Origin of the sequence: Croceibacterium mercuriale (assembly GCF_000802385.1) — a bacterium.
Lineage (GTDB): Bacteria > Pseudomonadota > Alphaproteobacteria > Sphingomonadales > Sphingomonadaceae > Croceibacterium > Croceibacterium mercuriale.
This window is the reverse complement of sequence record NZ_JTDN01000001.1, coordinates 1,808,869-1,832,774: the sequence shown is the minus strand read 5'-3', so window position 1 is coordinate 1,832,774 and position 23,906 is coordinate 1,808,869. Positions and strand designations below refer to the sequence as shown.

Sequence of the window (23,906 nt, the reverse complement as noted above, 5' to 3'; positions counted from 1 at the left end):
CTCCTTGCCATTACCTTGCAACCCTTATCGCGATCTATCGCCCGGGCGCATCGGCTGCGCGTGCCTCCTCACCACCGAACACCTTGCGGCCGTTGATCCAGGTTTCCAGCACACGGATCTGGCGGATCTCCTCCGGACTGGCCATCAGCGGGTCGCGGTCGATCACCACGAAATCCGCCCGCTGGCCTTCTGCCAGCTGCCCGAAGCGCCGCTCCGCAAACCCGGCATATGCTGCGCCGGCGGTATAGGCGGCCAGCGCCTGCTCGCGGTTGATCGCCTCCTGCGGCTGCCACCCGCCGAATGGCTGACCATCGGCGCCGGTGCGGCTGATCGCGGCTGCGATGCCCATGAAGGGCAGGGGGGGTTCGACCGGGGCGTCGGACCCGAAGGCCAGTGGCGCGCCCGCCGCCAGCATGGAGCGCCAGGCATAGGCGCCCGCCAGCCGTTGCGGGCCCAGGCGAGCCTCCGCCATCTGCCGGTCCGACGGCTGGTGCTGCGGCTGCACGGAAGCGATCGTGCCGTGCTGGCCGAAGCGGGTGATGTCCGCCGGGTCGACGACCTGCGCATGTTCGATCCGCCATCGGCGGTCGCCGTCATAATCGCCCGACAGTTCGGCAATGGCATCCAGCGCTTCGCGATTGGCGCGGTCGCCGATGGCATGGATCGCCACCTGGAAGTCGTCCATCGCCGCGCGGCTCATCAGGTTGCGCAACTGCGTGCCGTCCAGCAGCGGGATGCCGCGATTGGCCGGATCATCGGCATAGGGTGCGTTCAGCAGCGCGCCGCGCGATCCCAGCGCCCCGTCAAGGAACAGCTTGATCCCGTTCAGCCGCAGCCGATCGTCATACAACCACAGGGTCGGTGCCGGCCCGCCGATCAGCACCATGGCATCCACATTGGCGGCATAGGCCATCACGCGGATGTCCAGCCGACCCGCATCGCCGGCGCGGCGCAAGGTCATCCAGTCGTCCACGCTGGTGCCCATGTCGGCCACGGCGGTCACGCCATTGCGCAGCAGCACGCGCTGCGCCTCGTACAGGGCCAGGTCGCGATCGGAGGGGCGAGGCGTGGGCACCTGCGCATCGACCAGCGCGGTCGCGGCGTCGACCAGCACGCCGGCCGGCGCACGTCCGCCGGCCGCGCGTTCGATCCGGCCACCCGCGGGGTCGGGACTCTCTGCGGTGATGCCGGCCGCCGCCAGCGCGACCGAATTGGCCCAGCCCGCATGGTCGTCAGCCCGCTTCAGCCAGACCGGGCGGTCGCCGACCACCGCATCCAGTTCCGCTGCCGTGGGGAAGCGGCCGAGACCCCAGCGTTCCTGGTTCCAGCCACGCCCGATCAGCCAGGGCTGGTCCGGATTGGCGGCGGCGTAGGCGGCCAGCTTGTCCAGCGCCTCCTGCAGGGAATCGGTGTCCGACAGGTCCAGCGTGAGCTGCGCCAGTCCCAGGCCCATCAGATGCAGGTGCCCGTCGATCAGGCCCGGGATCACGGTGCGCCCACGGCCGTCCTCGCGAAACTCGACCCGCTCCGGCGCCTTGTCGCGGCGTTGCAGCAGCTGCGTGATCTTGCCCTGATCGTCGATCACCATGCCACGGAAGCGGGTGACGGTGCCCTCGCGATCGACGGAGATGCCGTTGATGTTGTCGACCAGCGTGTCGGCCAGAGCCGGCACGGCCGTGGCGCACAGCAGTGCGGCGGCGGCGAGCAGAACGCGCTTCATCGGGCGACCTCCGGCAGATGGCGGATCAGCGCGCTGGTATCCTGCCGCCCGCCCCCCTTGGCCTGTACCGCGGCGTAGAGCTGGTCCACCAGTGCGGTCACCGGCAGCGGTTGGCCGGCCGCATTGGCGGTGGCGAGCGCGATGGCGAGATCCTTGCGCATCCAGTCGATGGCGAAGCCGAACTCGAACGTGCCCGCGGCCATGCTGGTCCAGCGATTGTCCATCTGCCAGCTTTGCGCTGCGCCGCCGCCGATCGCCTGCTGCACCTTGTCGATGTCCAGCCCTTGCGCCTGCGCGAAGGCGACCGCTTCCGACAATCCCGCCAGCACGCCGGCGATGCAGATCTGGTTCACCGCCTTGGCGCTCTGCCCGGCGCCGGCCGCGCCGATATGGACGATGCGCGCGGCATAGGCCTGCAGCACCGGCTCGGCCCGGGCCATCGCCTCCGCCGTGCCGCCGCACATGATCGACAGCTTGCCGTTCTCCGCGCCTGCCTGCCCGCCGGAGACCGGCGCATCCAGTGCCAGCAACCCGCGGCGCTCTGCCTCGGCCGCCACGTCGCGCGCCGCAGCGGGGGATACGGTGGTATGATCCACGAACAGCGCACCCGCCGGCATCGCCGCCAGCGCGCCGGTGTCGCCCAGCACGACCTCCGCTAGATCGGCATCGTTACCGACGCAGGCCAGCACCACCTGCGCACCCTGTACGGCCGCCGCCACGGAAGGCGCAGAGGCGACGTCCAGCCCGGCATGCCGCTGCAGCCAGGCGTCAGCCTTGCCGGCAGTGCGGTTCCACACGGTGACGCGGTGCCCGGCGCGCGCCAGGTGGCCGGCCATCGGCGCGCCCATCACGCCGAGGCCCAGGAAGGTGATCTGCAGGGGTTCGCTCATGCCTTCGCCAATGCCGCCTGCAGGCAAGCAAAGCAACGATTGCCGACGGTGCCGGTTTTCTCCCGCGCCGCTTTGGGCTAGGCGCACCGGCCATGGACAGTGCAGACCTGCTCGACAGCACCCTGACCCTCGCCGATGTCGAGGGCGCCGCCGCGCGGATCGCCGGCGCGGTGGTGCGCACGCCGACCCATTACAGCCGCACGCTGTCCCAGATTACCGGCGCGGAGATCTGGCTCAAGTTCGAGAACCAGCAGTTCACTGCCGCCTACAAGGAACGCGGCGCGCTCAACGCCCTGCTGCAGATGGACCCGGTCCAGACCGCGCGCGGCGTGATCACCGCCAGCGCGGGCAATCACGCGCAGGGGCTGTCCTATCACGGCACCCGGCTGGGCGTGCCGGTCACCATCGTCATGCCGCGTACCACGCCCACCGTGAAGATCATGCAGACCGAGCAGGTCGGCGGCAAGGTCGTGCTGGAGGGCGAAACCTTCGACGAGGCCAAGGCATATGCCCACCAGCTGGAGACAGAGCTCGGCCTGACCTTCGTCCATCCGTTCGACCATCCGCATATTGCCGCCGGGCAGGGCACCGTCGCGCTGGAGATGCTGGCCGATGTGCCGGACATCGACTGCATCGTGACGCCGATCGGCGGAGGCGGGCTGATCTCCGGCATGGGCACCGTCGCCAAGGCGCAGGACCGCGCGATCGAGGTGGTCGGCGTGCAGGCGGAGCTTTACCCCTCGATGTACGCCCGGCTGAAAGGGCAGGTGATGCCCGCGGGCGGCGACACGCTGGCGGAAGGCATCGCGGTCAAGGAGCCGGGCGTGTTCACCAGCCGGATCATCGGCGACGTGGTGGACGACATCGTGCTGGTCGGCGAAAGCGACCTGGAACGTGCCGTGGCGCTGCTGCTGCAGATCGAGAAGACGGTGGTGGAAGGGGCCGGCGCAGCCGGTCTGGCCGCCGTGCTGGCGCACCGCGAGCGCTTTGCCGGGCGCACGCTGGGACTGGTGCTGTGCGGCGGCAACATCGACACACGTCTGCTGACCAACGTGCTGCTGCGTGACCTGGCCCGGTCGGGCCGGATCGCCCGGCTGCGGATCACGCTGCAGGACCGGCCGGGCGCGCTGTACAAGGTCATGCGGGAATTCGACGCGCACAACGTCAACATCCTGGAAATCTATCACCAGCGCATCTTCACCACGCTGCCGGCCAAGGGGCTGATCACCGACATCGAGTGCGAGGCGCGCGATCGCGGGCAGATCGAACGGCTGGTCACAGCGCTGGAGCAGCGCGGCTATCTGGTCGGCCAGGTGGAGCTGAACTGATCCAGCAGGGGACAGTGCGCAGATATTCTGCAAGACTGGTTTGCAGTGGCGCCCGGAGCGCCTATTTCGACAGGACAAGACGCTGATTTTCGCCGTCCCTCAAGAGAGTATGCCCGGAACGTGACCGCCCCTGTGCGCTTTCCCCGGTTCTTCGTGACGACCCCGTCACCGTGCCCCTATTTGCCGGGACGGACCGAGCGCAAGGTGTTCACGGAGCTGAAGGGTCCGCAGGCGGACGGTCTGAACGATGCGCTCAGCCGCATCGGCTTCCGTCGCAGCCAGACCGTTGCCTATCGCCCCAGCTGTGTCGATTGCCGCGCCTGCGTGTCGGTCCGCGTCCTGGCGGCGGAGTTCCGCGCCTCCACCACGCAGAAGCGCGCCTTGAAGCGCAATGGCGACCTGATCGTCACCGAGTGCCGGCCCTGGGCTACGGCAGAACAGTTCGAGCTGCTGCAGCGCTACCTTGTCAGCCGCCATCCCGGCGGCGGCATGGCGGCGATGGACGAGGTCGACTTCGCCGACATGGTGGAACACACCACCGTGACCAGCAGCATGATCGAGTATCGGGAGCCCGACGCGGATGGCGGTCCGGGGCGACTGGTCGGGGCCTGCCTGACCGATCGGCAGGCCGATGGCCTGTCGATGATCTACAGCTTCTACGAGCCGGACGATGCCGCGCGCGCGGGGCTGGGCAACTTCATCATCCTCGAACATATCCGCCGCGCCGCGGCGGAGGGGTTGCGCTATGTCTATCTCGGCTACTGGGTGGATGGGTCCAGCCGGATGCAGTACAAGGTCCGCTACCGCCCGCTGGAGCGGCTGGAGCTCACCGGCTGGGTGCGGTTCTCCGACGGGGAGCAGGCGGCGCTGATCGCGCAGGTCACCGCCTCCCCTCCGGATGAAGGCCGCAAGCTGAGCGGCGAGAGCAAGGACGGTGCTCCCGGCGGCCAGCAGCAATACAAGGTCGTTCCGGAGTAGCCAGGCAGGCTACCCGGTCATGTCGTCCGCGCGGCGGTACAGTGCCGCTTCCGCCGCCCGCCGCCGCACAAGTCCGGCCAGCACGCGGCCGCCAGCCCGGTTCCAGCGCCCGAACTGCTCCGCTGCGCCGGCATGATTGCCGGCCAGGTGCATCCGCAGCAGGGTGGATGTCGCGAGCGCGGACGTGCCGATATTGTAAGCGAGGCTGACCAGCGCATCGAACTGGTTCCGGCTGGTGGGCGTCCGACCCAGTAGCGTCGCGACCTCTCCGGCGAACTCCGCGACATGCACGGCAAAGCGTGCATCGCACCGCTCCTGCGCCCACACGGTGCCCGGCGTGATCGCGTTGCCACCCTCGTCCGTGGTGGAGCCCCAGCCGATCGTCCACGGCGCGCCGCCGGTGGCGGGATCGGGATAGGCCTCGACCAATCCGTCCTTGCGTCGGCGGGCGAAGCCTTCGAACTCGCGGATCAGCTGCAATCCCGGCTCACCGACCGTGGTGACGGGGCTGCTGTCCGCTTCCGGCGTGATCGTCTGGTCGATCGCGTGATCCAGCCGCGCGACCTCCGCGCGGGAGAACCCTCGGCCCAGGATCTGGCGCACGGCGTCGAATATGGCTTTCCTGTTCATCTGCTGTCCTCCGGCAATTGGCTGCGCGAGGCACTAGGAACAGCCTGACACTGTAGGAAAATGGTTTCTTCGAGTGGGCCAGCACAACCATGCTGGTTCTACGGACAGGCTGCTGCTGCAACAGAAAGGGCGCCCGGATCGCTCCGGACGCCCCTTTCATGGTCGCTGCAGGGCCGGTCAGGCGCTGTAGTACATGTCGAATTCGACCGGGCTGGGCGTGGTTTCGAAGCGCGAAACTTCGTCCCACTTCAGCTCGACATAGGCTTCGATCTGCTCCTTGGTGAACACGTCGCCACGCAGCAGGAATTCATGATCGGCCATGACCGAGTCGAGGGCCTCGCGCAGCGAGCCGCACACGGTCGGCACCTGGGCGAGCTCTGCCGGCGGCAGGTCGTACAGGTTCTTGTCCATCGCCTCACCCGGGTGGATACGGTTCTGGATACCGTCCAGGCCGGCCATCAGCAGCGCAGCGTAGCACAGATACGGGTTGGCCATCGCGTCGGGGAAGCGGAACTCCACGCGCTTGCTCTTCTCGCCCGAACCGTACGGAATGCGGCACGAGGCCGAACGGTTGCGCGCGGAATAGGCCAGCAGCACCGGCGCCTCGAAGCCCGGCACCAACCGCTTGTAGCTGTTGGTGGTCGGATTGGTGAAGGCGTTCAGCGCCTTGGCATGCTTGATCACGCCGCCGATGAAATACAGGCAGGTGTCCGACAGGCCGGCATAGCCGTTGCCGGCGAAGGTCGGCTTGCCACCATCCCAGATCGAGAAGTGCGTGTGCATGCCGGAGCCGTTGTCGCCCTTGATCGGCTTGGGCATGAACGTCGCGGTCTTGCCGTAGGCATGGGCTACCATGTGGACCACATACTTGTAGATCTGCATGCGATCGGCCGTCTGCACCAGCGTGCCGAAGGTCATGCCCAGCTCGTGCTGCGCGGCCGCCACTTCGTGGTGGTGCTTGTCGCAGGGCAGGCCCATTTCCAGCATGGTCGAAACCATCTCGCCACGGATGTCGACGGCGCTGTCCACCGGTGCGACCGGGAAATAGCCGCCCTTCACGCGCGGACGGTGGCCCATGTTGCCGGCGTCCATTTCGGTGTTGGTGTTGGTCGGCAGCTCGATGTCGTCGATCTGGAAGCCCGAACCGTTATAGCCGTCCTGCCAGCGCACGTCGTCGAACATGAAGAACTCGGCCTCGGGGCCGACATAGACGGTGTCGCCGATGCCCAGGCTCTTCATGTAGTTCTCGGCCCGCTTGGCGGTCGTGCGCGGGTCGCGCGCATACCATTCACCGGTCGACGGCTCGATGATGTCGCAGAACACGATCATCATCGGCGTGGCGCTGAACGGGTCCATGTAGACTTCGGTCAGGTCAGGCTTCAGCACCATGTCCGACTCGTTGATGACCTTCCATCCCTCGATGGAGGAGCCGTCGAACATCAGGCCTTCTTCCAGCTGGTCCTCGTCCAGCGCGGATGCGACCATGGACAGGTGGTGCCACTTGCCCTTGGGATCGGTGAAGCGCAGATCGACCCACTCGATCTCTTCGTCCTTGATCCGCTTCATGACTTCCGATGCAGTGGACATGGCGTTCCTTCCTTGACGCTAGAATACATTGGCGCGGAGCCACGGCCCCGCGAACTCTCGATCAGATCGCGGCTTCGTCCCGCTCCCCGGTGCGGATGCGCAACACGGTGTCGACGGTGCTGACGAAGATCTTGCCATCGCCGATCCGGCCCGTCTGGGCCGCTGCGCTGACCGCTTCGACCACCGCCTCCGCCAGGCTGTCGGGCACGACGACCTCCAGCTTCACCTTGGGCAGGAAGTCGACGATATACTCAGCGCCGCGATACAGCTCGGTATGGCCCTTCTGCCGGCCGAAGCCTTTTGCCTCGGTCACGGTGATGCCGGACACGCCAACCTCGTGCAGCGCCTCCTTCACTTCGTCGAGCTTGAAGGGTTTGATGATCGCTTCGATCTTCTTCACAACTGTCCCCGCGGGTCCGGATGCCGGACGATCCCTTTCGCTGTCCCACCTGGTGGACCGGCGCGATTCCTGTTCGGGGCGTAGACAATTGTGCTGCGCTGCGAAAGGGCGATTAGCAAGATTGCAACATCATTGTGCCACCGCAGCAACAACATCGTTCACTTCGGCTGATGTTCGCGCCAGATCATTGCCTGAAAAAGGAGCAAGTGCCCGATAAAGCGGCAGTGATGCTCAGAGCCGCAGCCCGGTCGCTTCGTCCAGCCCGGCCATCAGGTTCAGTGACTGGATCGCTGCGCCGCTGGCGCCCTTGCCCAGATTGTCCAGCAACGCGATCAGCCGCGCTTGCCGGCCGTCGTCGGCACCCAGCACATGCAGTTCCAACCGATCGTTCCCCGCGGCTCCGGCACGCAGCAGCAGCTCGTCCGGCTGCGTGTCGGCAACGGACACGATCCGGCTGCCCTCGTAGAAGCGCATCAGCGCTTCCCGCAGTGCGTCGGGGTGGCCCGAGCCGGGCATGGCCGCCAGCGGCAGCGGCACTTCCACCGCCATGCCGCGATGGGCGGCGATCACCGCGGGCGCGAAGACGGGATCATGCACCAGCCCGGCATGGGCCCGCATCTCCGCCAAGTGCTTGTGCCCCAGCGCCAGGCCGTAGCCGCGCCAGGCGATGTCCCGGTCATACTCGAACCGCTCGATCAGCGCCTTGCCGCCACCCGAGTAGCCGGACACGGCATTGACGGTGTAGGGCCAGTCCGCCGGCAGCAGGCCACCGCGCACCAGCGGCGCGACCAGCGCCAGGAAGCCGGTGGGATAGCAGCCCGGATTGCTCACCCGCCGCGCCGCCGCGACAGCATCGCGACCGATCAGTTCGGGAAAGCCGTAGGCCCAGCCATCCGCCACGCGGAACGCAGTGGATGCGTCGATCACCCGCGTCGCGCTTGTCGGATCGATCAGCGCCACGGCCTCGCGTGCGGCATCGTCAGGCAGGCACAGGATGGCGAAGTCGGCCTCGTTCAACGCCTGACCCCGCGCGGACGGATCCTTGCGGCGCTCGCCATCCAGCACCAGCAATTCGAACTCCGGGCGGGTTGCCAGTCGTTCCACGATCTCCAGCCCGGTCGTCCCGGCGGCACCGTCGATGAACACGCTCTGCGCCATCAGGACAGCAGCTCCAGATGGTCCAGCCGGACATAGCCGACCGGGCCGTCCAGCGACAGGCAGCCCCAAGCCCACACCTGACCGACCTCCAGCACCTCGAAGCTGTCGCCTTCCATCAGGGTGCACAGCTCCTCTGCCTGGGCGTCGGGTTGCAGCAGCAGCGGCGCGCCGCCGGGCAGCACGGTACGCGGCTGCGGCACGGCATAATGGGGCACGAAGTGGCGGCCGGCGAGACCGATATGCGCCAGGTCGCCGCGCAGCGGCACCGTTCCGGTGGCAGGCCGCTCGATCGGGCCGCTCAGTGCATAAGGGCCCTGGTTGCGGTGCAGACCGGTGTCGGCGGCATCATCCGGATGGGTGGCGGTTTCGCCAGACGGTTCCTCTGTCACGGGCGGGCGCTTACCCGCCACCCGCACGAACGGCAAGCGGCAGCAACGTGCATCAGCTGCCGAACCGGCCCTGCAGCATGTGCCAGGCCGCGCGCAGACCCAGCGCCTCACCGCCGCGCGGCCGGCCGGGGCGCGGGGCGGGGTTCCAGGCGAAGGTGTCGAAATGGGCCCAGTCGATCGGCTGCCCGGCGGCATCCTGGCCCACGAACCGGTCAAGGAAAATCGCGGCGGTGACCGCGCCGGCGAAGCTGTTGGTGGTGGCGTTGTTGATGTCGGCGATGTCGGACTTCAGCCCCTCGGCATAAGGGGCGTGCAGCGGCAGGCGCCACACCGGGTCGTCCTGCGCGCGGCCCGCCGCCAGCAGTGCGTCGGCCGTGGCATCCGTTCGCGCGAACAGGGCAGGCAGGTCGGGGCCGAGCGCCACGCGCGCCGCGCCCGTCAGGGTGGCGAAGTCCAGCATCAGTGCAGGGCTCTCCTCGCTGGCGCGGGTCAGCGCATCGGCCAGGATCAGGCGCCCTTCGGCATCGGTGTTGCCGATTTCCACGCTCAGCCCCTTGCGGCTGCGCAGCACGTCGCCCGGGCGGAAGGCATTGCCGGCAATGGCGTTCTCCACCGCCGGCACCAGGCAATGCAGCCGTACGTCCAGCCCGGCCTCCATCACCAGCCGGGCGAGGGCAAGCGCATGGGCCGCACCGCCCATGTCCTTCTTCATCAGCAGCATGCCGGCCGATGGCTTGATGTCGAGCCCGCCCGAGTCGAAGCAGACCCCCTTGCCGACCAGCGCCAGCACCGGTGCGTCCGGCCGTCCCCAGGTCAGGTGCAGCAGGCGCGGCGCATGGTGGCGCGCCGCGGCCCGGCCGACCGCGTGGATCATGGGGTAGTCCGCCTCCAGCTGCTCCCCGCGGGTCACCGTCAACTCCGCCCGGTGCGCGGCGACGATGCCGGCGGCCACCTGCTCCAGCGCGGCAGGGCCCATGTCCTCCGCCGGGGTATTCACCAGATCACGCACCAACTGCACCGCGCGTGCTTCGGCCAGCGCACCGGCGATCGCGCCGGCCTTGCCCGTCAGCAGCACTCGCGGCCCTTCCGCCGCGGCATCGGCGGCATAGCGATCGAAGCGGTATTGCGCGGTCTGCCAGCCGAGCAGCGCATGATCGACACCGTCGAACCCGCTTTCTTCTGCCAGCCGGTACGTGCCCGCGGGCAGCACCTCGGCCAGCCGGGCCAGGCACCAGCTGCTCAGGCCCTTGTCCGGCACGCCACCCAGCGCCAGCCAGCCTTCGCCATCGGGCAGGATCGCGGTCTGTCCTGCCTTGCCGGTGAAACGCTGCGCCGCCAGCAGGGAGCGTTGCGGCCCGCTCAGCGTTATGGCGGTGCGGTCGAAGGTGTCGGCCGTGACCAGACGGATGGTGGTGGCGGCCCCGCCGCGATCCGGCTGGATCAATTCGTCTTTCATGCCCATAGAAAGGCGGCTTGCCTGTTTGCGCAAGGTTTGGAAAGGTAGTCCGTGATGCGCTTGGTTTCCCTTCTTGCCTGTGCGGCAGTGATGGCCGGCTGCACCGGTCCTGCCGGGGATGAGCAGGAACGGCAGGCCGGCACGCCGGCCCCCGAGGCGACGGCCGTCGCCACACCTCCGCCCGCGCCGGAGCCGACCGAGACCCCGCTCGCCGTGCGGGAAACCGGCGGTGCGCGCGCAGTGACGGAGGAGACGGACGACTACCTGTTCAGCTATGCCTATCCGGCGGTGGCGGGTTCGGTCGCGCCGCTGGGCGACCTGCTGGACCGGCAGCTGGAGGAACGCCGCACCGAACTCGCCACCTCCGCCGCGCAGGCCCGGCGGGAGGCGCGTGCGGACGGGTTCCCGTACAACAAGCACAGCTACCAGGCAGAATGGAAGCTGGTGGCCGACATTCCCGGCTGGCTCAGCCTTTCGAACGAGTTCAGCACCTACAGTGGCGGGGCGCACGGCATTTACGGCGTGTCTTCGCTGGTGTGGGACAAGGACGCGGCCGAGGCGATGGAGGCGATCGAGCTGTTCACCTCGCCCCAGGCGCTGGAAGACGCGCTGGGCGACCGGTTCTGCGACGGGCTTAACAAGCAGCGGGAGGAACGCCGCGGCGACCCGGTCGATCCGGAGGCGGACGATCTGTTCAACAAGTGCCCGGACATTGACGAGCTGGTCGTGCTGGTCGGTTCCGGCAGCGGGCGCCGGTTCGACCGGCTGACCCTCTATGCCGGCCCGTATGTGGCCGGCCCCTATGCCGAAGGCGATTTTCGCGTGAACCTCAATGTCGACCGGGCCGTGCTGCAGACCGTCAAGCCCCGCTACCGCGACAGCTTCGCCACCCGCGGCCGCGCCTGACCTGCGGCGTCTGGCTGGCAAAATCGGCCGGCAGCCGCTACATGCGCCGGCATGACGGAATATCAGCAGATCGAGGCAGGCGACGCTGTCCATCGGGACGGCACCATCAAGCTGCACGGGCCTGACGCGTTCGAGGGGATGCGCCGCGCCGGGCAACTGGCGGCCGGGATCCTGGACGCCATCGGCGAGCATGTGCGGCCTGGTGTCACCACGCTGGAACTGGACACGCGCATTCGGGAGATGATGCTGGATGGCGGCGCGGTGCCGGCGACGCTGGGCTATCGCGGCTACACCCATTCTTCCTGCATCTCGATCAACCATGTCGTGTGCCACGGCATCCCTTCGGCCAAGACGCTGAAGGACGGGGACATCCTGAACATCGACGTGACGCCGCTGCTGGATGGGTGGCATGGTGATTCCAGCCGCATGTACGTGGCGGGCGAAACATCAATCAAGGCGAAGCGCCTGATCGAGGTGACGTATGAGTGCCTGATGATCGGCATCGATCAGGCCCGCCCCGGTGCCCGGCTGGGCGATATCGGCGCGGCGATCCAGGATTATGCCGAAGGGCACCGTTATGGCGTGGTGCGCGACTTCTGCGGCCATGGCGTCGGGCGGCTGTTCCATGATGCGCCGGAGGTGGTCCATGCGGGTCGCCCCGGCACCGGGCCGGAACTGAAGCCGGGCATGATCTTCACCATCGAACCGATGATCAATCTTGGCCGCCCGGCGGTGAAGGTGCTCAACGATGGCTGGACCGCGGTGACGCGGGACAAGAGCCTGTCGGCGCAGTTCGAACATTCCATCGGCATCACCGATGACGGGTGCGAGATCTTTACCGGCAGCCCCGCCGGGATCGAGCGGCCGAACTTCGGCTAGGCTTCCCGCGCCGCGCGGATCGCCGCACCGCCGGCGAACGGCGCCAGTGCCACCAGCGCCAGACTGATTGAGCCGCACAGTGCCACCCCGCTGCTGCCCCCGGTGCTCAGCGCGCCGGCGCCGAACACCAGCAGCGGCACGGCGAGCGGGATCAGCAGCAGCCCGGCCAGCGCCATGCCGCCGCTGCGCAGGCCCAGGGTCAGGGCGGCGATGATGATGCCGATCGCCGCCAGCCCCGGCGTTCCCGCCAGCAGCCCCAGTTCCACGACCGCCAGCGTCCGCGCCTCCAGCCCCAGCAGCGCAGCGGCGGGCAGGGCGGCCAGCATCAGCGGCGGCCCGAAGCTGAGCCAGTGCGCCAGCCAGCGGGTGGCGACGACCACCTCCTCGGCAATCCCGCGCATGGCCCATTGATCGAAGAAGCCGTCCGCGAAATCGTTCGCCAGCAGGCGGTCGAGCGGCAGGATTGCCGCGAGCAGCGCCGCCACCCAGATCACCCCGCCGCCGGTGCGCGCCAGCAATACCGGGTCCGGCCCGACGGCAAACGGGTACAGCATCGCGACGCCCAGGAAGAACAGCAGCGGCAGCAGCGTGCCGCCTTGCCGCCCGGGCAGCAATCGGGCGAGATCACGCCGCAGCAATGCCATCAGCACTCTCATGCCGCGTGGGTCCTGAGGTCCAGCACCGCCGCATCGCACAGGCGGATCGGCTGATGGCTGGCGACGATCACGGCACCGCCGGCGGCCTGCCGTTCCGCGATCAGCGCCTCGACCAGCGCCACGCCCGCATCATCCAGCGCGTTGAGCGGCTCGTCCAGCAGCCAGTGCCGCGCGCCTTGCCCGATCAGCCGCGCCAGACCGGCCCGCTTGCGTTGCCCGGTGGAAAGATAGCGCACCGGCACGTCCAGCAATTGGTCGAGCCCCAGTCGCTCAAGCGGCATGGCCGCCGGGTCCAGTCGTTGCCAGAAGGCGAGGGCAGTGCCCAGCGCCTGCTGCTCGTCCAGCGCCACCGCGCCGTCCAGCAGCGCGAACGATCCGTCACGCTCCACCTGGCCTGCCATGGGTCGCAGCAGCCCCGCAGCGATGCGCAGCATGCTGGTCTTGCCGATCCCGTTCGGCCCGGTCAGGTGCAGCGCCTGCCCAGGCCGGACCGCCAGGTCGAGCGGCCCCCACAGCAGCCGGTCGCCTCTACGGCACACCAGTCCCGTTGCTGTCAGTGCCGCCTGCATGGGACAGGGCGATAGGTGAACTCTGCGCCGTCAACAATGGGCCGGCGCATCGGGTCAGGATGCTGGCACCAGGCGGCGCTGTCGCCTGCCCGACCGGTGAACCACTCCGGGTGTTTCTCTGAGGAAACATGGCCGGAGCGGTTCGTTGTCACCTGCCGCTATTGAGATGTGCTACCTGCGGGCAGTCCCACGATCTCTGCCCCCGCCAGCACCTGCGCAGTGGACCTGGCGACAGTTTCGCCCACCGGTTCGGCCCGGCCGCCCAGGCATGCCGCCAGGAAGTTCTCGGCCACGGCGTTGAAGGCGATGTTGTTGGTCGGCTTGGCGAAGCCATGCCCTTCGTCGGGGAACAGCACATAGGTGACCGGCACGCCCGCCGCCTGCATCGCCGCCACGATCTGGTCGCTTTCGGACTGCTTCACGCGCGGATCGTTGGCGCCCTGGCCGATCAGCAGCGGGCGCACGATCTCGCCCGCCTTGTGCAGCGGGCTGCGTTCCTGCAGCAGTGCCAGCCCTTCGGGCGTGGTGGGATCGCCCATCCGCTCGTGGAACTGCTTCACCATCGGCTCCCAGTAGGCGGGAATGGTTTCCAGCAGGGTCTCCAGGTTGGACGGGCCGACGATATCCACTCCGCAGGCAAAGGCTTCCGGCGTGAATGCCAGACCCGCCAGCGTGGCATAGCCACCATAGGAGCCGCCCATGATCGCCACCTTGTCGGCCTGGGCGACGCCGCGCTTCACGGCCCAGTCCACCGCATCCAGCAGGTCGTCATGCATCGTGGCACCCCATTGCAGGTTGCCGGCGTTGATGAAGTCCTTGCCCAGCCCGGTGGAGCCGCGGAAGTTGACCGACAGCACGGCGTAGCCGCGATTGGCCAGCCATTGATGCGCCCGGTTGAACCCGTAATTGTCGCGTGCCCATGGTCCGCCATGCACCAGCAACACCATCGGCACCGCAGCATCGGGCGTGCCGTCGCCGTCGGGATCGCTGCCGGGGGGCAGGGTCAGGTAGCTGACCAGCGCCATGCCGTCGCGCGCGGGGATTTCCACCGGGTGCATAGGCTGCAGCGGCGCGCCTTCGAGTTCGGGCCGGCTGTTGTAGAACTCCGTCAGCGTGCCGGCGGGGCGGTCATAGACATAGACCCGTGTCGGTCCGCTCAACGGGTCGTTCCACACCACCCACTTGCTGTCGTCATGGGTGCGGGACTGGACGCCGAAATCGCCCTCCAGCCGGCTGTCCAGGAACTGCAGGCTGGCGCCCACGTCCGGATCCAGCGCGGTCCATTCGGTGCGCAGGTAATTGACCGAATACGCTTCCACTTCGCCGGTGCGCGGGTTGGCCATGGTGCCGCCGATATCCGCCTTGTCGCTGGCAGCGACGATCCGCTTCTCGCCGGTCGTGGTATCCTCCGCGATCAGCGCCGCGGTGTTGCGGTCTCGGGAATCGATCCAGTACAGCGTCTTGCCGTCAGTGGTGTAGCCGGCCACGCTGGTGGTCAGGGCATCCTCCAGCCCGGTGCTTTCGCGCGGGTTGGCCGCAACGGTGCCGTCGGTGATCTCGAACATGTCGGTGCCGCCGGCCGCATTCATCTGCAGGGCCCAGCGCAGCGTAAGGCTGTCATCGGCCAGGAAGCCGACATAGCCCGGGTTCTCCATCACCAGAGTCAGTTCGCCCGTCGTCAGGTCAAGCAGGTGGACGTCGTGCAGCCGGGGATCGCGGTTGTTGATCCCCACCAGGATCTTGTCGGTGATGGTGTTGGACATGCCGACCACCTGCACCCGCGTATTCTCGAACGGGGTCAGCGTGCGCTCCGTCCCGCTCTCCACGTCGACCTGGTACAGCAGGTAGTTCTCGTCCCCGCCCTTGTCCTGCACATACACGATGCTGCGGGAATCCGGCGCCCAGGAGAAATGCGGGATCGGCCGATCGGTCGATCCGGTCATGCGGCGCGCCTCGCCCGGATTGCCGGCGGGTGCGATCCAGACGTTCATCACGCCTTCGTGGGGCGCCAGCCAGCTGACCCACTGCCCGTCGGGGCTGATCTGGCCGGCAGCGCGGGTAGGGTTGCCGTACAGCGCATCGCGCGGGATCAGCGGAAAGGCATTCACGGCGTCGGCGGCACTGGAGCTTTGCGGAGCAGCAGTCATGGTATCTCCCGATTGAGCAAGGGCGTTGGGTGCGGCGATGGCCAAAGCCAGAGCGGCGATGGAGCCGCCGGTCGCCAGGTGCTTGAACATGTGAACTCTCCCCCCGGATGTCTGATCCTCTGATGAGTAACGCGCAGACCACCGGCAGCAAGCGTGTTCGTCGAACCCGGTCAGCCCCTTGTCGGACCGGCAGGATCGGCCATAAGCATCCGCCATGACACGAAGCCCGGCCGTCCTGCTGCAATATGTGCTGCCCAAGCAGCTGATGACCCGCCTAGCCGGACGGGTTGCCGGGGCCCAGGGCGGCGGGCTGACCACCCGGCTGATCCGCTGGTTCGTCGGCCGGTACCGCGTCGACATGGCGGAGGCGGAGCAGGCCGATCTGGCCCATTACACCAGCTTCAACCATTTCTTCACCCGCGCGCTGAAGCCGGGCCTGCGCCCGCTGGCACCGGCCGCCTTCGTCTCCCCGGTCGACGGCACGATCAGCCAGCTGGGCGCGATCGACGATCACCACATGGTCCAGGCCAAGGGGCACCGCTTCACCACGACGCAGCTGCTGGGCGGTGATGCGGCGCTGGCGGCGCCGTTCCGGCATGGCAGTTTCGCCAATCTCTATCTCAGCCCGCGCGATTACCACCGGGTGCACATGCCCTGCGCCGGGCGGCTGCGGCGCATGATCCACGTGCCAGGCGCGCTGTTCTCCGTGAACCCGGTCACCGCGCGTGGTGTGCCGGGCCTGTTCGCCCGCAACGAGCGGGTCGTGTGCCTGTTCGATTCGGCGGAGCATGGCCCGTTCGCCATGGTGCTGGTCGGCGCCACCATCGTCGGCAGCATGGCGACCACCTGGCACGGTCCGGTCAATGCCAGGCGCACCGGCAGGATCGCCGAATGGCACTATGCCGACGGGGAGGTCACGCTGGACAAGGGCGCGGAGATGGGCAGGTTCCTGCTCGGCTCCACCGTGGTGATGCTGTGGGGGCCGGACACGATCGCCTTCAACGAAGGCTGGATACCCGAAGGGGCGGTGCGCCTGGGCGAACGGATGGGCGATCGGCCTGCCAGCAAGAATTCGCCACATCCACATTGACGCCGGTGCCGCAATCGTGGCACCGGACATGGCGACGCGGGTGTAGCTCAATGGTAGAGCAGAAGCTTCCCAAGCTTACGACGAGGGTTCGATTCCCTTCACCCGCTCCACTCTGACATCGATGCAAGTGGCGAGGCGAACCGCGCACCTTACTGTCGTGGTGACAGGGCGGTGATCGTCTGTAGATCCAATCGCCCTGCTCGCCAATTCTGTACTGATAAAAGTTAAACTATAATCGTGATGTTCAATCGCGCGTCGATTGACTTTGTGCAGGTGTGGAACCTGCCGCAGGGGCCGGCATTTACTTAGCTCCCTCCTTTGCAGGAAATGCTTTTGTCCCAAATGCTCGGCGGATCGAACTGGCGCAGCACCTCGCGCGCTTCCCACGGCACGTTGCTGTGCTTGTCGCATCTGCGATGGGACTTCGTCTTCCAGCGGCCGCAGCATCTGATGACCCGTTTCGGGCGCACCATGGACGTGCTGTTCTGGGAAGAGCCGCTCGACAGCGACAGCGACGTGGCCAGCGTCGACCTGCGGGAAGGCACGCCCGGCGTGACCGTCGCCATTCCGCGGCTGCCACGCGATCTGACCGGCGATGCCCGGACGCAGGCCTTGCGCACGCTGCTCGACGGCGTGCTGGCCGGCGCGCAGGAGCCGCTGTTCCGGTGGTATTACACGCCGATGATGCTGCCCTTCTCGGCCCATCTGGTCGCGGCCTGCACCGTCTATGACTGCATGGACGAGCTGGCCAATTTCCGCTTCGCCCCGCCCGAGCTGATCCCGCTGGAACGCGAATTGCTGGCCGCGGCCGATCTGGTCTTCACCGGCGGCTACAGCCTGTACGAGGCGAAGCGCGAGCAGCACCCTTCGGTGCATCCGTTCCCCTCCAGCGTGGATGTCGCCCACTTCGCGACCGCGCGCACCGATGCGGCGGCGGCCGATACCGCCGGTCTGCCGCGTCCGTGCCTGGGTTTCTACGGCGTCATCGACGAGCGGATGGACCTGCCGCTGATCGCCGCGATTGCGGATGCGCGGCCGGACTGGTCGCTGGCGATGGTCGGCCCGGTGGTGAAGATCGACCCGGCCGACCTGCCGCAGCGGCCCAACATCCATTATCTCGGCCCCCGCACCTATGCCGAGCTGCCTGCCTGCGCCGCCGGCTGGGACGTGGCGCTGATGCCGTTCGCCATCAACGCGGCGACCCGCTTCATCAGTCCGACCAAGACACCGGAATATCTCGCCGCCGGCCTGCCGGTGGTCTCCACCCCGATCACGGACGTCATCCGCCATTACGGCACGGTCGCCGGCGTGCTGATCGCTGACGGGACGGAAGCCTTCATCGCCGCCTGCGAGCAGGCGCTGCGATTGCGAGGCGAAGGCGATGGCTGGCGTGCGGAGGCCGATGCGCTGCTGTCCGCCCAGTCCTGGGACCAGGTCGCCGCGCGCATGCTGGCGCATATCCGCCAGGTGGCGCAGCCGGAGCGTCCGCACCTGACGGCGGTGCGGAAGGACCATTACGACTATCTGGTGGTCGGTGCCGGCTTTGCCGGGGCGGTCATGGCGGAACGGCTGGCCAGCGACGGCGACAAGCGGGTGCTGGTGATCGATCGGCGCCCGCATATCGCCGGCAACGCCTTCGACCGGCCGGACGAGGCCGGCATCCTGATCCACCAGTACGGCCCGCACATCTTCCACACCAACAGTGCGGAGATCTTCGACTATCTGTCACGCTTCACCCAGTGGCGCCCCTACGAGCATCGCGTGCTGGCCGATGTGGACGGCCAGCTGCTGCCGATCCCGATCAATCGCACCACGCTGAACAGGCTCTACGGGCTGGAGCTGACCACCGAAGAGGAAGCTGCTGCCTTCCTGGCCGCGCGGGCCGAACCGGTGCCGATGGTGCGGACGTCGGAGGATGTGGTCGTCTCCGCCGTCGGACAGGACCTGTATCGCACCTTCTTCCGCGGCTACACGCGCAAGCAGTGGGGCATCGACCCGGCCGATCTGGACAGGAGCGTCACCGCCCGCGTGCCGACCCGCACCAACGCCGACGACCGTTATTTCGGGGACAGGTTCCAGTACATGCCGCGCGACGGCTATACCGCGATGTTCGCCGCCATGCTGGACCATCCCAACATCGACGTGCGCACGGGGACCGACTTCGCGCAGGTGCAGGACACGGTGGATTACGACCGGCTGGTCTTCACCGGCCCGATCGACGAGTTCTTCGACTATCGCTTCGGCAAGCTGCCGTATCGCTCGCTGCAATTCGTGCACGAGACGCTGCCGCAGGAGTGGCTGCAGCCGGTCGCCGTGGTCAACTACCCGGACGAGGCGGTGCCGCATACGCGCATCACCGAATACAAGCATCTGACCGGGCAGCAGTCGACGCACACCAGCGTCACCTACGAATATCCGCAGGCCGAGGGTGATCCCTATTACCCGATCCCACGGGCCGACAATCAGGCGCTGTACAAGCGGTATGAGGCGCTGGCCAATGCGCGCCCCGACGTGCTGTTTGTCGGCCGGCTGGCGACCTACCGCTACTACAACATGGATCAGGTGGTGGGGCAGGCGCTGGCGACCTACCGCAGGCACAAGGCGGAGCTGCTGGAAAGGCCTCCCACCACACCGGCGATCGCCGTCGAGTGACAGGAGCGCCGCCGGGCCTGCCGTGGATCGAGGTCGCGGCAGGTGCCCCCTATTTCCAGGACCAAACGGGTGCGTCGTGGCACCCGGTCGGGCAGAATGACTCCATCGACTGGCCGGAACTGGCGCCCCTGTTCCGCCGGCGCGACCTGCCGGCGGTGGAGCGCCATCTCCGCTGGCTGAAGGCCAATGGCGTCACCTGCCTGCGCCTGATGCTGGAGGACGCCCGCGGGCGGCACCGCTTCCTGGAGAAGCCTGCCGGGCGCTTCGTGCCTGCGATGGTGCAGGTGTGGGACGACCTGTTCGCCCTGTGCGAGAAGGTCGGACTGTACATCCTGCTGACCCCGCTCGACACGTTCTGGATGTGGATGCGCTGGAAACAGCACCCCTGGAACGTGGCCAATGGCGGGCCGCTCGCCACCATGCGCGAGGCACTGCTGTCCGCCGAGACACGTGTGGCGGTTAAGGCGAGGCTGGACTTCGCGATCAGCCGCTGGGGCGGATCGGGCGCGTTGTTTGCATGGGACCTGTGGAACGAGATCCACCCGGCCCATGCACGTGACGATGCCAGCTGTTTCGGCGAAGTAATCGACGACCTGTCCCGGCATGTGCGGATGCGCGAGCAGGAGCTGCATGGGCGGAGCCACCTGCAGACCGTATCGATCTACGGGCCGGAACTGCGCTGGAAGCCGGACCAGCCCTTGCAGGAACCGATCTTCCGTCACCCCGCGCTCGATTTCGCGACGATCCATATCTACCGCGAACGTTCGATCGACGATCCGCGCAACACCGTCGCGCCCGCCCGCGCCATGGGCGAGATCGTGCGCGAGTGCCTGGCGGAGATCACTGACGGGCGCCCGTTCTTGGATACCGAGCATGGGCCGATCCACAGTTTCAAGGATCGGCGGGTCACCCTGCCGGAGCCGTTCGACGATGAGTATTTCCGCCATATGTCTTGGGCGCATCTGGCATCGGGCGGGGCCGGGGGCGGCATGCGCTGGCCGAACCGCCACCCGCATGTGCTGACGCCCGGCATGCGCGTGGTGCAACGGGCGATGACCGGCTTCCTGCCGCTGATCGACTGGCGCAGCTTCCGCCGTCGCAATGTCTGCGTCGAAGGCGCGGCGAAGGGCCACCACCTGTTCGCCTGTGGTGACAAGCGCCAGGCGATCGCCTGGCTGCTGCGCGCGCGCTCGCTGGCGGAGGATGGGCGCATGCGCCGCGACGTGCCGGCCCGACCGGCGGTGCTGACCCTGCCGATGGCGGATGGCGCCGTGCAGGTGACCGAGTGGGACACGACGGGCGGTGCGGTCGTGCGGGTGTCGGAACAGGCGGTGCGCGACGGAGAACTGCGGTATGAGACGACGCCCTTCGTGGCAGATATGGCGCTGGCGATTACGGCAACGCCTTGATCCGGGCCCGGGTTCTCATCCGCAACATCTACGCCGTTCGTCGCAACCCTCCTATATGCCACCCCGATGACCGACCTTTTCCCCGCCGACCCGCCACCCGCGACCGACCAGCCCGCTGCCGACGCCCCGCTGGCGGATCGCCTGCGGCCGCGTGACCTGGGCGAGGTGATCGGGCAGGAGCATCTGACCGGGGCGGAGGGACCAATTGGCCGCATGGTCGCGGCGGGACGCCTGGCCAGCCTGATCCTGTGGGGCCCGCCCGGCACCGGCAAGACCAGCATCGCCCGCCTGCTCGCCGCTGCCACCGACATGCGCTACCACGCGGTAAGCGCGGTGTTCTCCGGCGTGGCCGACCTGAAGAAGGCCTTTGCGGAAGCCGACCGGGCCCGTGCCGCCGGGCAGCGCACGCTGCTGTTCGTGGATGAGATCCACCGCTTCAACCGCGCGCAGCAGGATGGCTTCCTGCCCTTTGTCGAGTCGGGCACCGTCACGCTGGTCGGGGCCACGACGGAGAACCCCAGCTTCGAGCTGAACGCCGCGCTGCTGAGCCGGGCGCAGGTGCTGATCCTGCATCGCCTAGGCGCCGACGCGCTGGGCCGGCTGCTGGACCGGGCGGAGGTGCTGGAAGGTCCGCTGCCGCTGACGCCGGAGGCACGCGATGCCTTGATCGCCAGCGCGGACGGTGATGGCCGCTTCCTGCTCAATCAGGCGGAGACGCTCTATGCCGCGCAGTTGCCGGCGCCACTGGATCCGGCGGCGCTGGGCGCCTTCCTGCAGCGGCGGGTGGCGGTGTATGACAAGGACCGCGACGGGCACTACAATCTCATTTCCGCACTCCACAAGAGCTTGCGCGGGTCGGATCCCCAGGCTGCTCTCTATTATCTCGCGCGGATGCTGACGGCGGGGGAAGAGCCGCTCTATGTCTTGCGCCGCATTACCCGTTTCGCGGTGGAGGATATCGGCCTGGCCGATCCGCAGGCGCTGCTGCAATGCACCGCTGCGCGGGAGACGTACCAATTCCTGGGGTCACCCGAGGGGGAGCTGGCGATCGTGCAGGCCTGCCTCTATTGCGCCACCGCGCCCAAGTCGAACGCCGCCTATGCCGCGATGAAGGCCGCATGGAAGTCGGCGCGGGAGACCGGCAGCCTGTCGCCGCCGCCCTCCATCCTGAACGCACCGACCAAGCTGATGAAGGACATCGGCTACGGCAGGGATTATGCCTACGACCATGACGCCACCGACGGCTTTTCCGGCGCGGATTACTGGCCGGAGGGCATGGAACGGCAGGAGTTCTACCGGCCCGTGGAACGCGGGTTCGAGCGGCAGGTGAAGGAACGGCTGGCCTGGTGGAGCCGCCGGCGGGAGGAGTTGCAGCGGGAATGACCCGCTTCCGCCACTTCGCCGCGATCGACTGGTCCGGCGCCGCCGGCGAACGACAGCGCGGCATCGCAGTGGCACTGTGCAAGGCGGCAGACGCCCCGGTGCTGGTCCGCCCGGGCCATGTCTGGTCGCGGGCCGAGGTGCTGGACTGGCTGCTGACGGACATGCCGGCCGACACGCTGGTCGGCCTCGATCTCGGCCTGTCGCTGCCGCATGCCGATTGCGGCGCGTTCTTTCCCGGCTGGCCCGACAGCCCGCCCGATGCCCGCGCGTTGTGGGCGCTGGTGGAGCAACTGTGTTCTGCTGATCCGCACCTGGGCGTCGGCAGCTTCGTCGATCATCCGGAGGCGAGCCGCCACTTCCGCCGTCATGGCGGGCGGGAAGGCGACCTGTTCCACCTGCCCGGAAGCGATCACCGCCGTGGCCGGCTGCGCATGACGGAGGGTGCGCAGGCCACCTTCCCCGGCTGCCGGCCGACCTCCAACTTCAACCTGGTCGGCGCTGCGCAGGTCGGCAAGTCCAGCCTGACCGGCATGCGGTTGTTGCACCGGCTGGCAGGGCGGCTGCCGGTGTGGCCGGTCGATCCGCTGCCGCCCGCGGGATCGGTGGTGGTGGAGATCTACACCGCCATTCCCGCGATCGAAGGCGGGCGCAGTGCCGGACGGGCGAAGATGCGCGACATGGCGGCGCTGAACGATGCGCTGGCGGTTCTGGGCAGCCTGCCTGTGCCCGGAACCGGCGCGATCACCGACCACGCCGCCGATGCGCTGCTCGCCGCCGTCTGGCTGCGGCTGGCGGCGGATCGCGAAACCCTGTGGCATCCGGCCGCGATGACTGCGGAAGTGGCCGCAACGGAGGGCTGGACCTTCGGTGCGGCCTGAGGCATCAGGCGGCGCGCATTGGGCCGGCTTAGCTCAGTTGGTAGAGCACCTGATTTGTAATCAGGGGGCCACGGGTTCGAATCCTGTAGCCGGCACCATCTCCCCCTCGTCGCGCACGCTCCGGTCGCGGAAGTCCGGCAGGGAACGCTGCAACAAGGTCGGCGTTGGCAGGACACAGCAACTCTCTTCGGGAGACTACCCATGACCCTGCGCGCCATCACGCTTTCGACCCTGGCCGTCCTGACCCTGGCAACCACCGCCTGCAATACCGTTTCCGGCGCGGGCGAGGACATCCAGTCCGCCAGCCGCGAAGTCGAAAAGGAAATCTGACCTTCGCGTCAGCCCCGGCCGCGATATGGAGCGACGCCCTGATCGGGCAGCCACAATCCGGCCGGGGGACTGCCGCTTTGCCAGAATACGTCGATCGGTATGCCGCCGCGCGGATACCAGTAACCGCCGATGCGCAGCCATTGCGGTTGCATCTCGTCGAACAGGCGTCGGCCGATGCCCACGGTCACATCCTCGTGGAAGCCGCAATGATTGCGGAATGCACCCAGGAACAGCTTGAGGCTTTTCGACTCCACGATCGTCTCGCCCGGCGCATAATCGATCACCAGATGGGCGAAATCGGGCTGTCCGGTCACCGGGCACAGGCTGGTGAACTCCGGCGCCGCAAAGCGCACGCAGAACAGTTCCGCCTTGCGCGGGTTGGGCACGTAGTCGAGCCGGGCCTCTTCCGGGGAGGTGGGGAGGGGCGTCGTCTGGCCAAGGAATAGGGGTTCGCTCATGCCGCGCCCCTGC

General features: G+C 67.9%; 22 protein-coding genes and 2 tRNA genes. 12 read left to right on the top strand and 12 right to left on the bottom strand.

Features of this window, described 5'->3' with window-relative positions; genetic code table 11:
* Window positions 1-34: 34 nt before the first annotated feature.
* Together PK98_RS08595 and PK98_RS08590 are read right to left on the bottom strand one after the other, a co-directional pair.
* Window positions 35-1,720, bottom strand: a complete 1,686-nt coding sequence (locus PK98_RS08595) for an amidohydrolase (protein WP_039095778.1) — start codon at window positions 1,718-1,720, stop codon at window positions 35-37.
* Window positions 1,717-2,610, bottom strand: a complete 894-nt coding sequence (locus tag PK98_RS08590) for an NAD(P)-dependent oxidoreductase (RefSeq protein WP_039095776.1) — start codon at window positions 2,608-2,610, stop codon at window positions 1,717-1,719. The genes PK98_RS08595 and PK98_RS08590 overlap by 4 nt, the downstream gene beginning before the upstream one ends.
* A gap of 92 nt (window positions 2,611-2,702) precedes the next feature.
* Here PK98_RS08590 and PK98_RS08585 point away from each other — a divergent pair, with 92 nt between their 5' ends.
* Both PK98_RS08585 and PK98_RS08580 read left to right on the top strand, forming a co-directional pair.
* The gene (locus tag PK98_RS08585; protein ID WP_039095774.1) at window positions 2,703-3,938 is read left to right on the top strand and encodes a threonine ammonia-lyase; all 1,236 of its coding nucleotides are present in this window, start codon (window positions 2,703-2,705) and stop codon (window positions 3,936-3,938) included.
* Window positions 3,939-4,058: 120 nt separating this feature from the next.
* A complete protein-coding gene (locus PK98_RS08580) occupies window positions 4,059-4,916 on the top strand; it encodes an arginyltransferase (protein WP_039095772.1) in 858 nt (285 codons plus the stop codon).
* A gap of 9 nt (window positions 4,917-4,925) precedes the next feature.
* Here PK98_RS08580 and PK98_RS08575 read toward each other — a convergent pair whose 3' ends face one another.
* The 6 genes from PK98_RS08575 to PK98_RS08550 all read right to left on the bottom strand — a co-directional run bounded on the left by PK98_RS08575 (window position 4,926) and on the right by PK98_RS08550 (window position 10,542).
* Window positions 4,926-5,546, bottom strand: coding sequence for a lysozyme (locus PK98_RS08575; protein WP_039095770.1), 621 nt, complete (start codon window positions 5,544-5,546; stop codon window positions 4,926-4,928).
* A gap of 177 nt (window positions 5,547-5,723) precedes the next feature.
* Window positions 5,724-7,133: a type I glutamate--ammonia ligase gene (gene glnA / locus PK98_RS08570; protein WP_039095768.1), complete on the bottom strand. Its 1,410-nt coding sequence runs from the start codon at window positions 7,131-7,133 to the stop codon at window positions 5,724-5,726.
* Between the two features lie 61 nt (window positions 7,134-7,194).
* Entirely contained in the window at window positions 7,195-7,533 is a 339-nt protein-coding gene (locus PK98_RS08565; RefSeq protein WP_039095766.1) for a P-II family nitrogen regulator, read from the bottom strand.
* A 231-nt stretch (window positions 7,534-7,764) separates the two neighbouring features.
* Window positions 7,765-8,691, bottom strand: coding sequence for an N-acetyl-gamma-glutamyl-phosphate reductase (gene argC / locus PK98_RS08560; protein ID WP_039095764.1), 927 nt, complete (start codon window positions 8,689-8,691; stop codon window positions 7,765-7,767).
* A complete protein-coding gene (locus tag PK98_RS08555; RefSeq protein WP_235425436.1) occupies window positions 8,691-9,080 on the bottom strand; it encodes a hypothetical protein in 390 nt (129 codons plus the stop codon). The genes argC and PK98_RS08555 overlap by 1 nt, the downstream gene beginning before the upstream one ends.
* Window positions 9,081-9,132: 52 nt before the next feature.
* Entirely contained in the window at window positions 9,133-10,542 is a 1,410-nt protein-coding gene (locus PK98_RS08550; RefSeq protein WP_039095763.1) for a leucyl aminopeptidase family protein, read from the bottom strand.
* A 54-nt stretch (window positions 10,543-10,596) separates the two neighbouring features.
* On the opposite strand from PK98_RS08550, the gene PK98_RS08545 reads away from it, so the two are divergent.
* Window positions 10,597-11,442: a DUF4163 domain-containing protein gene (locus PK98_RS08545; RefSeq protein ID WP_235425435.1), complete on the top strand. Its 846-nt coding sequence runs from the start codon at window positions 10,597-10,599 to the stop codon at window positions 11,440-11,442.
* A 51-nt stretch (window positions 11,443-11,493) separates the two neighbouring features.
* Window positions 11,494-12,321 carry a type I methionyl aminopeptidase gene (map, locus tag PK98_RS08540; RefSeq protein ID WP_039095759.1) on the top strand — a complete coding sequence of 276 codons (828 nt, stop codon included), beginning with the start codon at window positions 11,494-11,496 and terminating at the stop codon, window positions 12,319-12,321.
* Here the strand turns inward: map and ccmB are convergent.
* The 3 genes from ccmB to PK98_RS08525 form a co-directional block, all read right to left on the bottom strand.
* Complete coding sequence (ccmB, locus tag PK98_RS08535; RefSeq protein ID WP_039095757.1) at window positions 12,318-12,977, bottom strand: heme exporter protein CcmB; 660 nt, start codon at window positions 12,975-12,977, stop codon at window positions 12,318-12,320. The two genes, map and ccmB, sit on opposite strands and share 4 nt — an antisense overlap.
* A complete protein-coding gene (ccmA, locus tag PK98_RS08530) occupies window positions 12,974-13,546 on the bottom strand; it encodes a heme ABC exporter ATP-binding protein CcmA (RefSeq protein ID WP_039095755.1) in 573 nt (190 codons plus the stop codon). Before ccmA ends, ccmB begins: the two co-directional genes overlap by 4 nt.
* Window positions 13,547-13,704: 158 nt before the next feature.
* Window positions 13,705-15,783 (bottom strand): S9 family peptidase, encoded by a 2,079-nt coding sequence (locus tag PK98_RS08525; protein ID WP_326998657.1) that lies wholly within the window; start codon window positions 15,781-15,783, stop codon window positions 13,705-13,707.
* Window positions 15,784-15,907: 124 nt separating this feature from the next.
* Here PK98_RS08525 and asd point away from each other — a divergent pair, with 124 nt between their 5' ends.
* The 8 genes from asd to PK98_RS16720 all read left to right on the top strand — a co-directional run bounded on the left by asd (window position 15,908) and on the right by PK98_RS16720 (window position 23,435).
* Window positions 15,908-16,783 carry an archaetidylserine decarboxylase gene (asd, locus tag PK98_RS08520; RefSeq protein ID WP_039095753.1) on the top strand — a complete coding sequence of 292 codons (876 nt, stop codon included), beginning with the start codon at window positions 15,908-15,910 and terminating at the stop codon, window positions 16,781-16,783.
* Window positions 16,784-16,819: 36 nt separating this feature from the next.
* Window positions 16,820-16,893: transfer RNA gene (locus tag PK98_RS08515), tRNA-Gly, on the top strand.
* Window positions 16,894-17,233: 340 nt separating this feature from the next.
* On the top strand, window positions 17,234-19,435 hold the full coding sequence (glf, locus tag PK98_RS08510) for a UDP-galactopyranose mutase (RefSeq protein WP_152608567.1): 2,202 nt from the start codon (window positions 17,234-17,236) through the stop codon (window positions 19,433-19,435).
* Window positions 19,432-20,844: a glycoside hydrolase 5 family protein gene (locus tag PK98_RS08505; protein ID WP_039095751.1), complete on the top strand. Its 1,413-nt coding sequence runs from the start codon at window positions 19,432-19,434 to the stop codon at window positions 20,842-20,844. The genes glf and PK98_RS08505 overlap by 4 nt, the downstream gene beginning before the upstream one ends.
* Window positions 20,845-20,910: 66 nt before the next feature.
* Entirely contained in the window at window positions 20,911-22,227 is a 1,317-nt protein-coding gene (locus tag PK98_RS08500) for a replication-associated recombination protein A (RefSeq protein WP_039095749.1), read from the top strand.
* On the top strand, window positions 22,224-23,105 hold the full coding sequence (locus PK98_RS08495) for a hypothetical protein (protein ID WP_039095747.1): 882 nt from the start codon (window positions 22,224-22,226) through the stop codon (window positions 23,103-23,105). The genes PK98_RS08500 and PK98_RS08495 overlap by 4 nt, the downstream gene beginning before the upstream one ends.
* A 22-nt stretch (window positions 23,106-23,127) precedes the next feature.
* Window positions 23,128-23,203: transfer RNA gene (locus PK98_RS08490), tRNA-Thr, on the top strand.
* Between the two features lie 103 nt (window positions 23,204-23,306).
* Window positions 23,307-23,435 carry an entericidin A/B family lipoprotein gene (locus PK98_RS16720; RefSeq protein WP_152608566.1) on the top strand — a complete coding sequence of 43 codons (129 nt, stop codon included), beginning with the start codon at window positions 23,307-23,309 and terminating at the stop codon, window positions 23,433-23,435.
* 8 nt (window positions 23,436-23,443) lie between these two features.
* Here PK98_RS16720 and queF read toward each other — a convergent pair whose 3' ends face one another.
* Window positions 23,444-23,893, bottom strand: coding sequence for a preQ(1) synthase (gene queF / locus PK98_RS08485; RefSeq protein ID WP_235425434.1), 450 nt, complete (start codon window positions 23,891-23,893; stop codon window positions 23,444-23,446).
* Between the last annotated feature and the right edge of the window lie 13 nt (window positions 23,894-23,906).

Coding starts and splice junctions, on each gene's coding strand:
- PK98_RS08595 (WP_039095778.1), bottom strand. CDS start 1,720: ATGAAGCGCGTTCTGCTCGCCGCCGCCGCACTGCTGTGCGCCACGGCC.
- PK98_RS08590 (WP_039095776.1), bottom strand. CDS start 2,610: ATGAGCGAACCCCTGCAGATCACCTTCCTGGGCCTCGGCGTGATGGGC.
- PK98_RS08585 (WP_039095774.1), top strand. CDS start 2,703: ATGGACAGTGCAGACCTGCTCGACAGCACCCTGACCCTCGCCGATGTC.
- PK98_RS08575 (WP_039095770.1), bottom strand. CDS start 5,546: ATGAACAGGAAAGCCATATTCGACGCCGTGCGCCAGATCCTGGGCCGA.
- glnA (WP_039095768.1), bottom strand. CDS start 7,133: ATGTCCACTGCATCGGAAGTCATGAAGCGGATCAAGGACGAAGAGATC.
- argC (WP_039095764.1), bottom strand. CDS start 8,691: ATGGCGCAGAGCGTGTTCATCGACGGTGCCGCCGGGACGACCGGGCTG.
- PK98_RS08550 (WP_039095763.1), bottom strand. CDS start 10,542: ATGGGCATGAAAGACGAATTGATCCAGCCGGATCGCGGCGGGGCCGCC.
- map (WP_039095759.1), top strand. CDS start 11,494: ATGACGGAATATCAGCAGATCGAGGCAGGCGACGCTGTCCATCGGGAC.
- ccmB (WP_039095757.1), bottom strand. CDS start 12,977: ATGAGAGTGCTGATGGCATTGCTGCGGCGTGATCTCGCCCGATTGCTG.
- ccmA (WP_039095755.1), bottom strand. CDS start 13,546: ATGCAGGCGGCACTGACAGCAACGGGACTGGTGTGCCGTAGAGGCGAC.
- PK98_RS08525 (WP_326998657.1), bottom strand. CDS start 15,783: ATGTTCAAGCACCTGGCGACCGGCGGCTCCATCGCCGCTCTGGCTTTG.
- asd (WP_039095753.1), top strand. CDS start 15,908: ATGACACGAAGCCCGGCCGTCCTGCTGCAATATGTGCTGCCCAAGCAG.
- glf (WP_152608567.1), top strand. CDS start 17,234: ATGACCCGTTTCGGGCGCACCATGGACGTGCTGTTCTGGGAAGAGCCG.
- PK98_RS08500 (WP_039095749.1), top strand. CDS start 20,911: ATGACCGACCTTTTCCCCGCCGACCCGCCACCCGCGACCGACCAGCCC.
- PK98_RS08495 (WP_039095747.1), top strand. CDS start 22,224: ATGACCCGCTTCCGCCACTTCGCCGCGATCGACTGGTCCGGCGCCGCC.
- PK98_RS16720 (WP_152608566.1), top strand. CDS start 23,307: ATGACCCTGCGCGCCATCACGCTTTCGACCCTGGCCGTCCTGACCCTG.
- queF (WP_235425434.1), bottom strand. CDS start 23,893: ATGAGCGAACCCCTATTCCTTGGCCAGACGACGCCCCTCCCCACCTCC.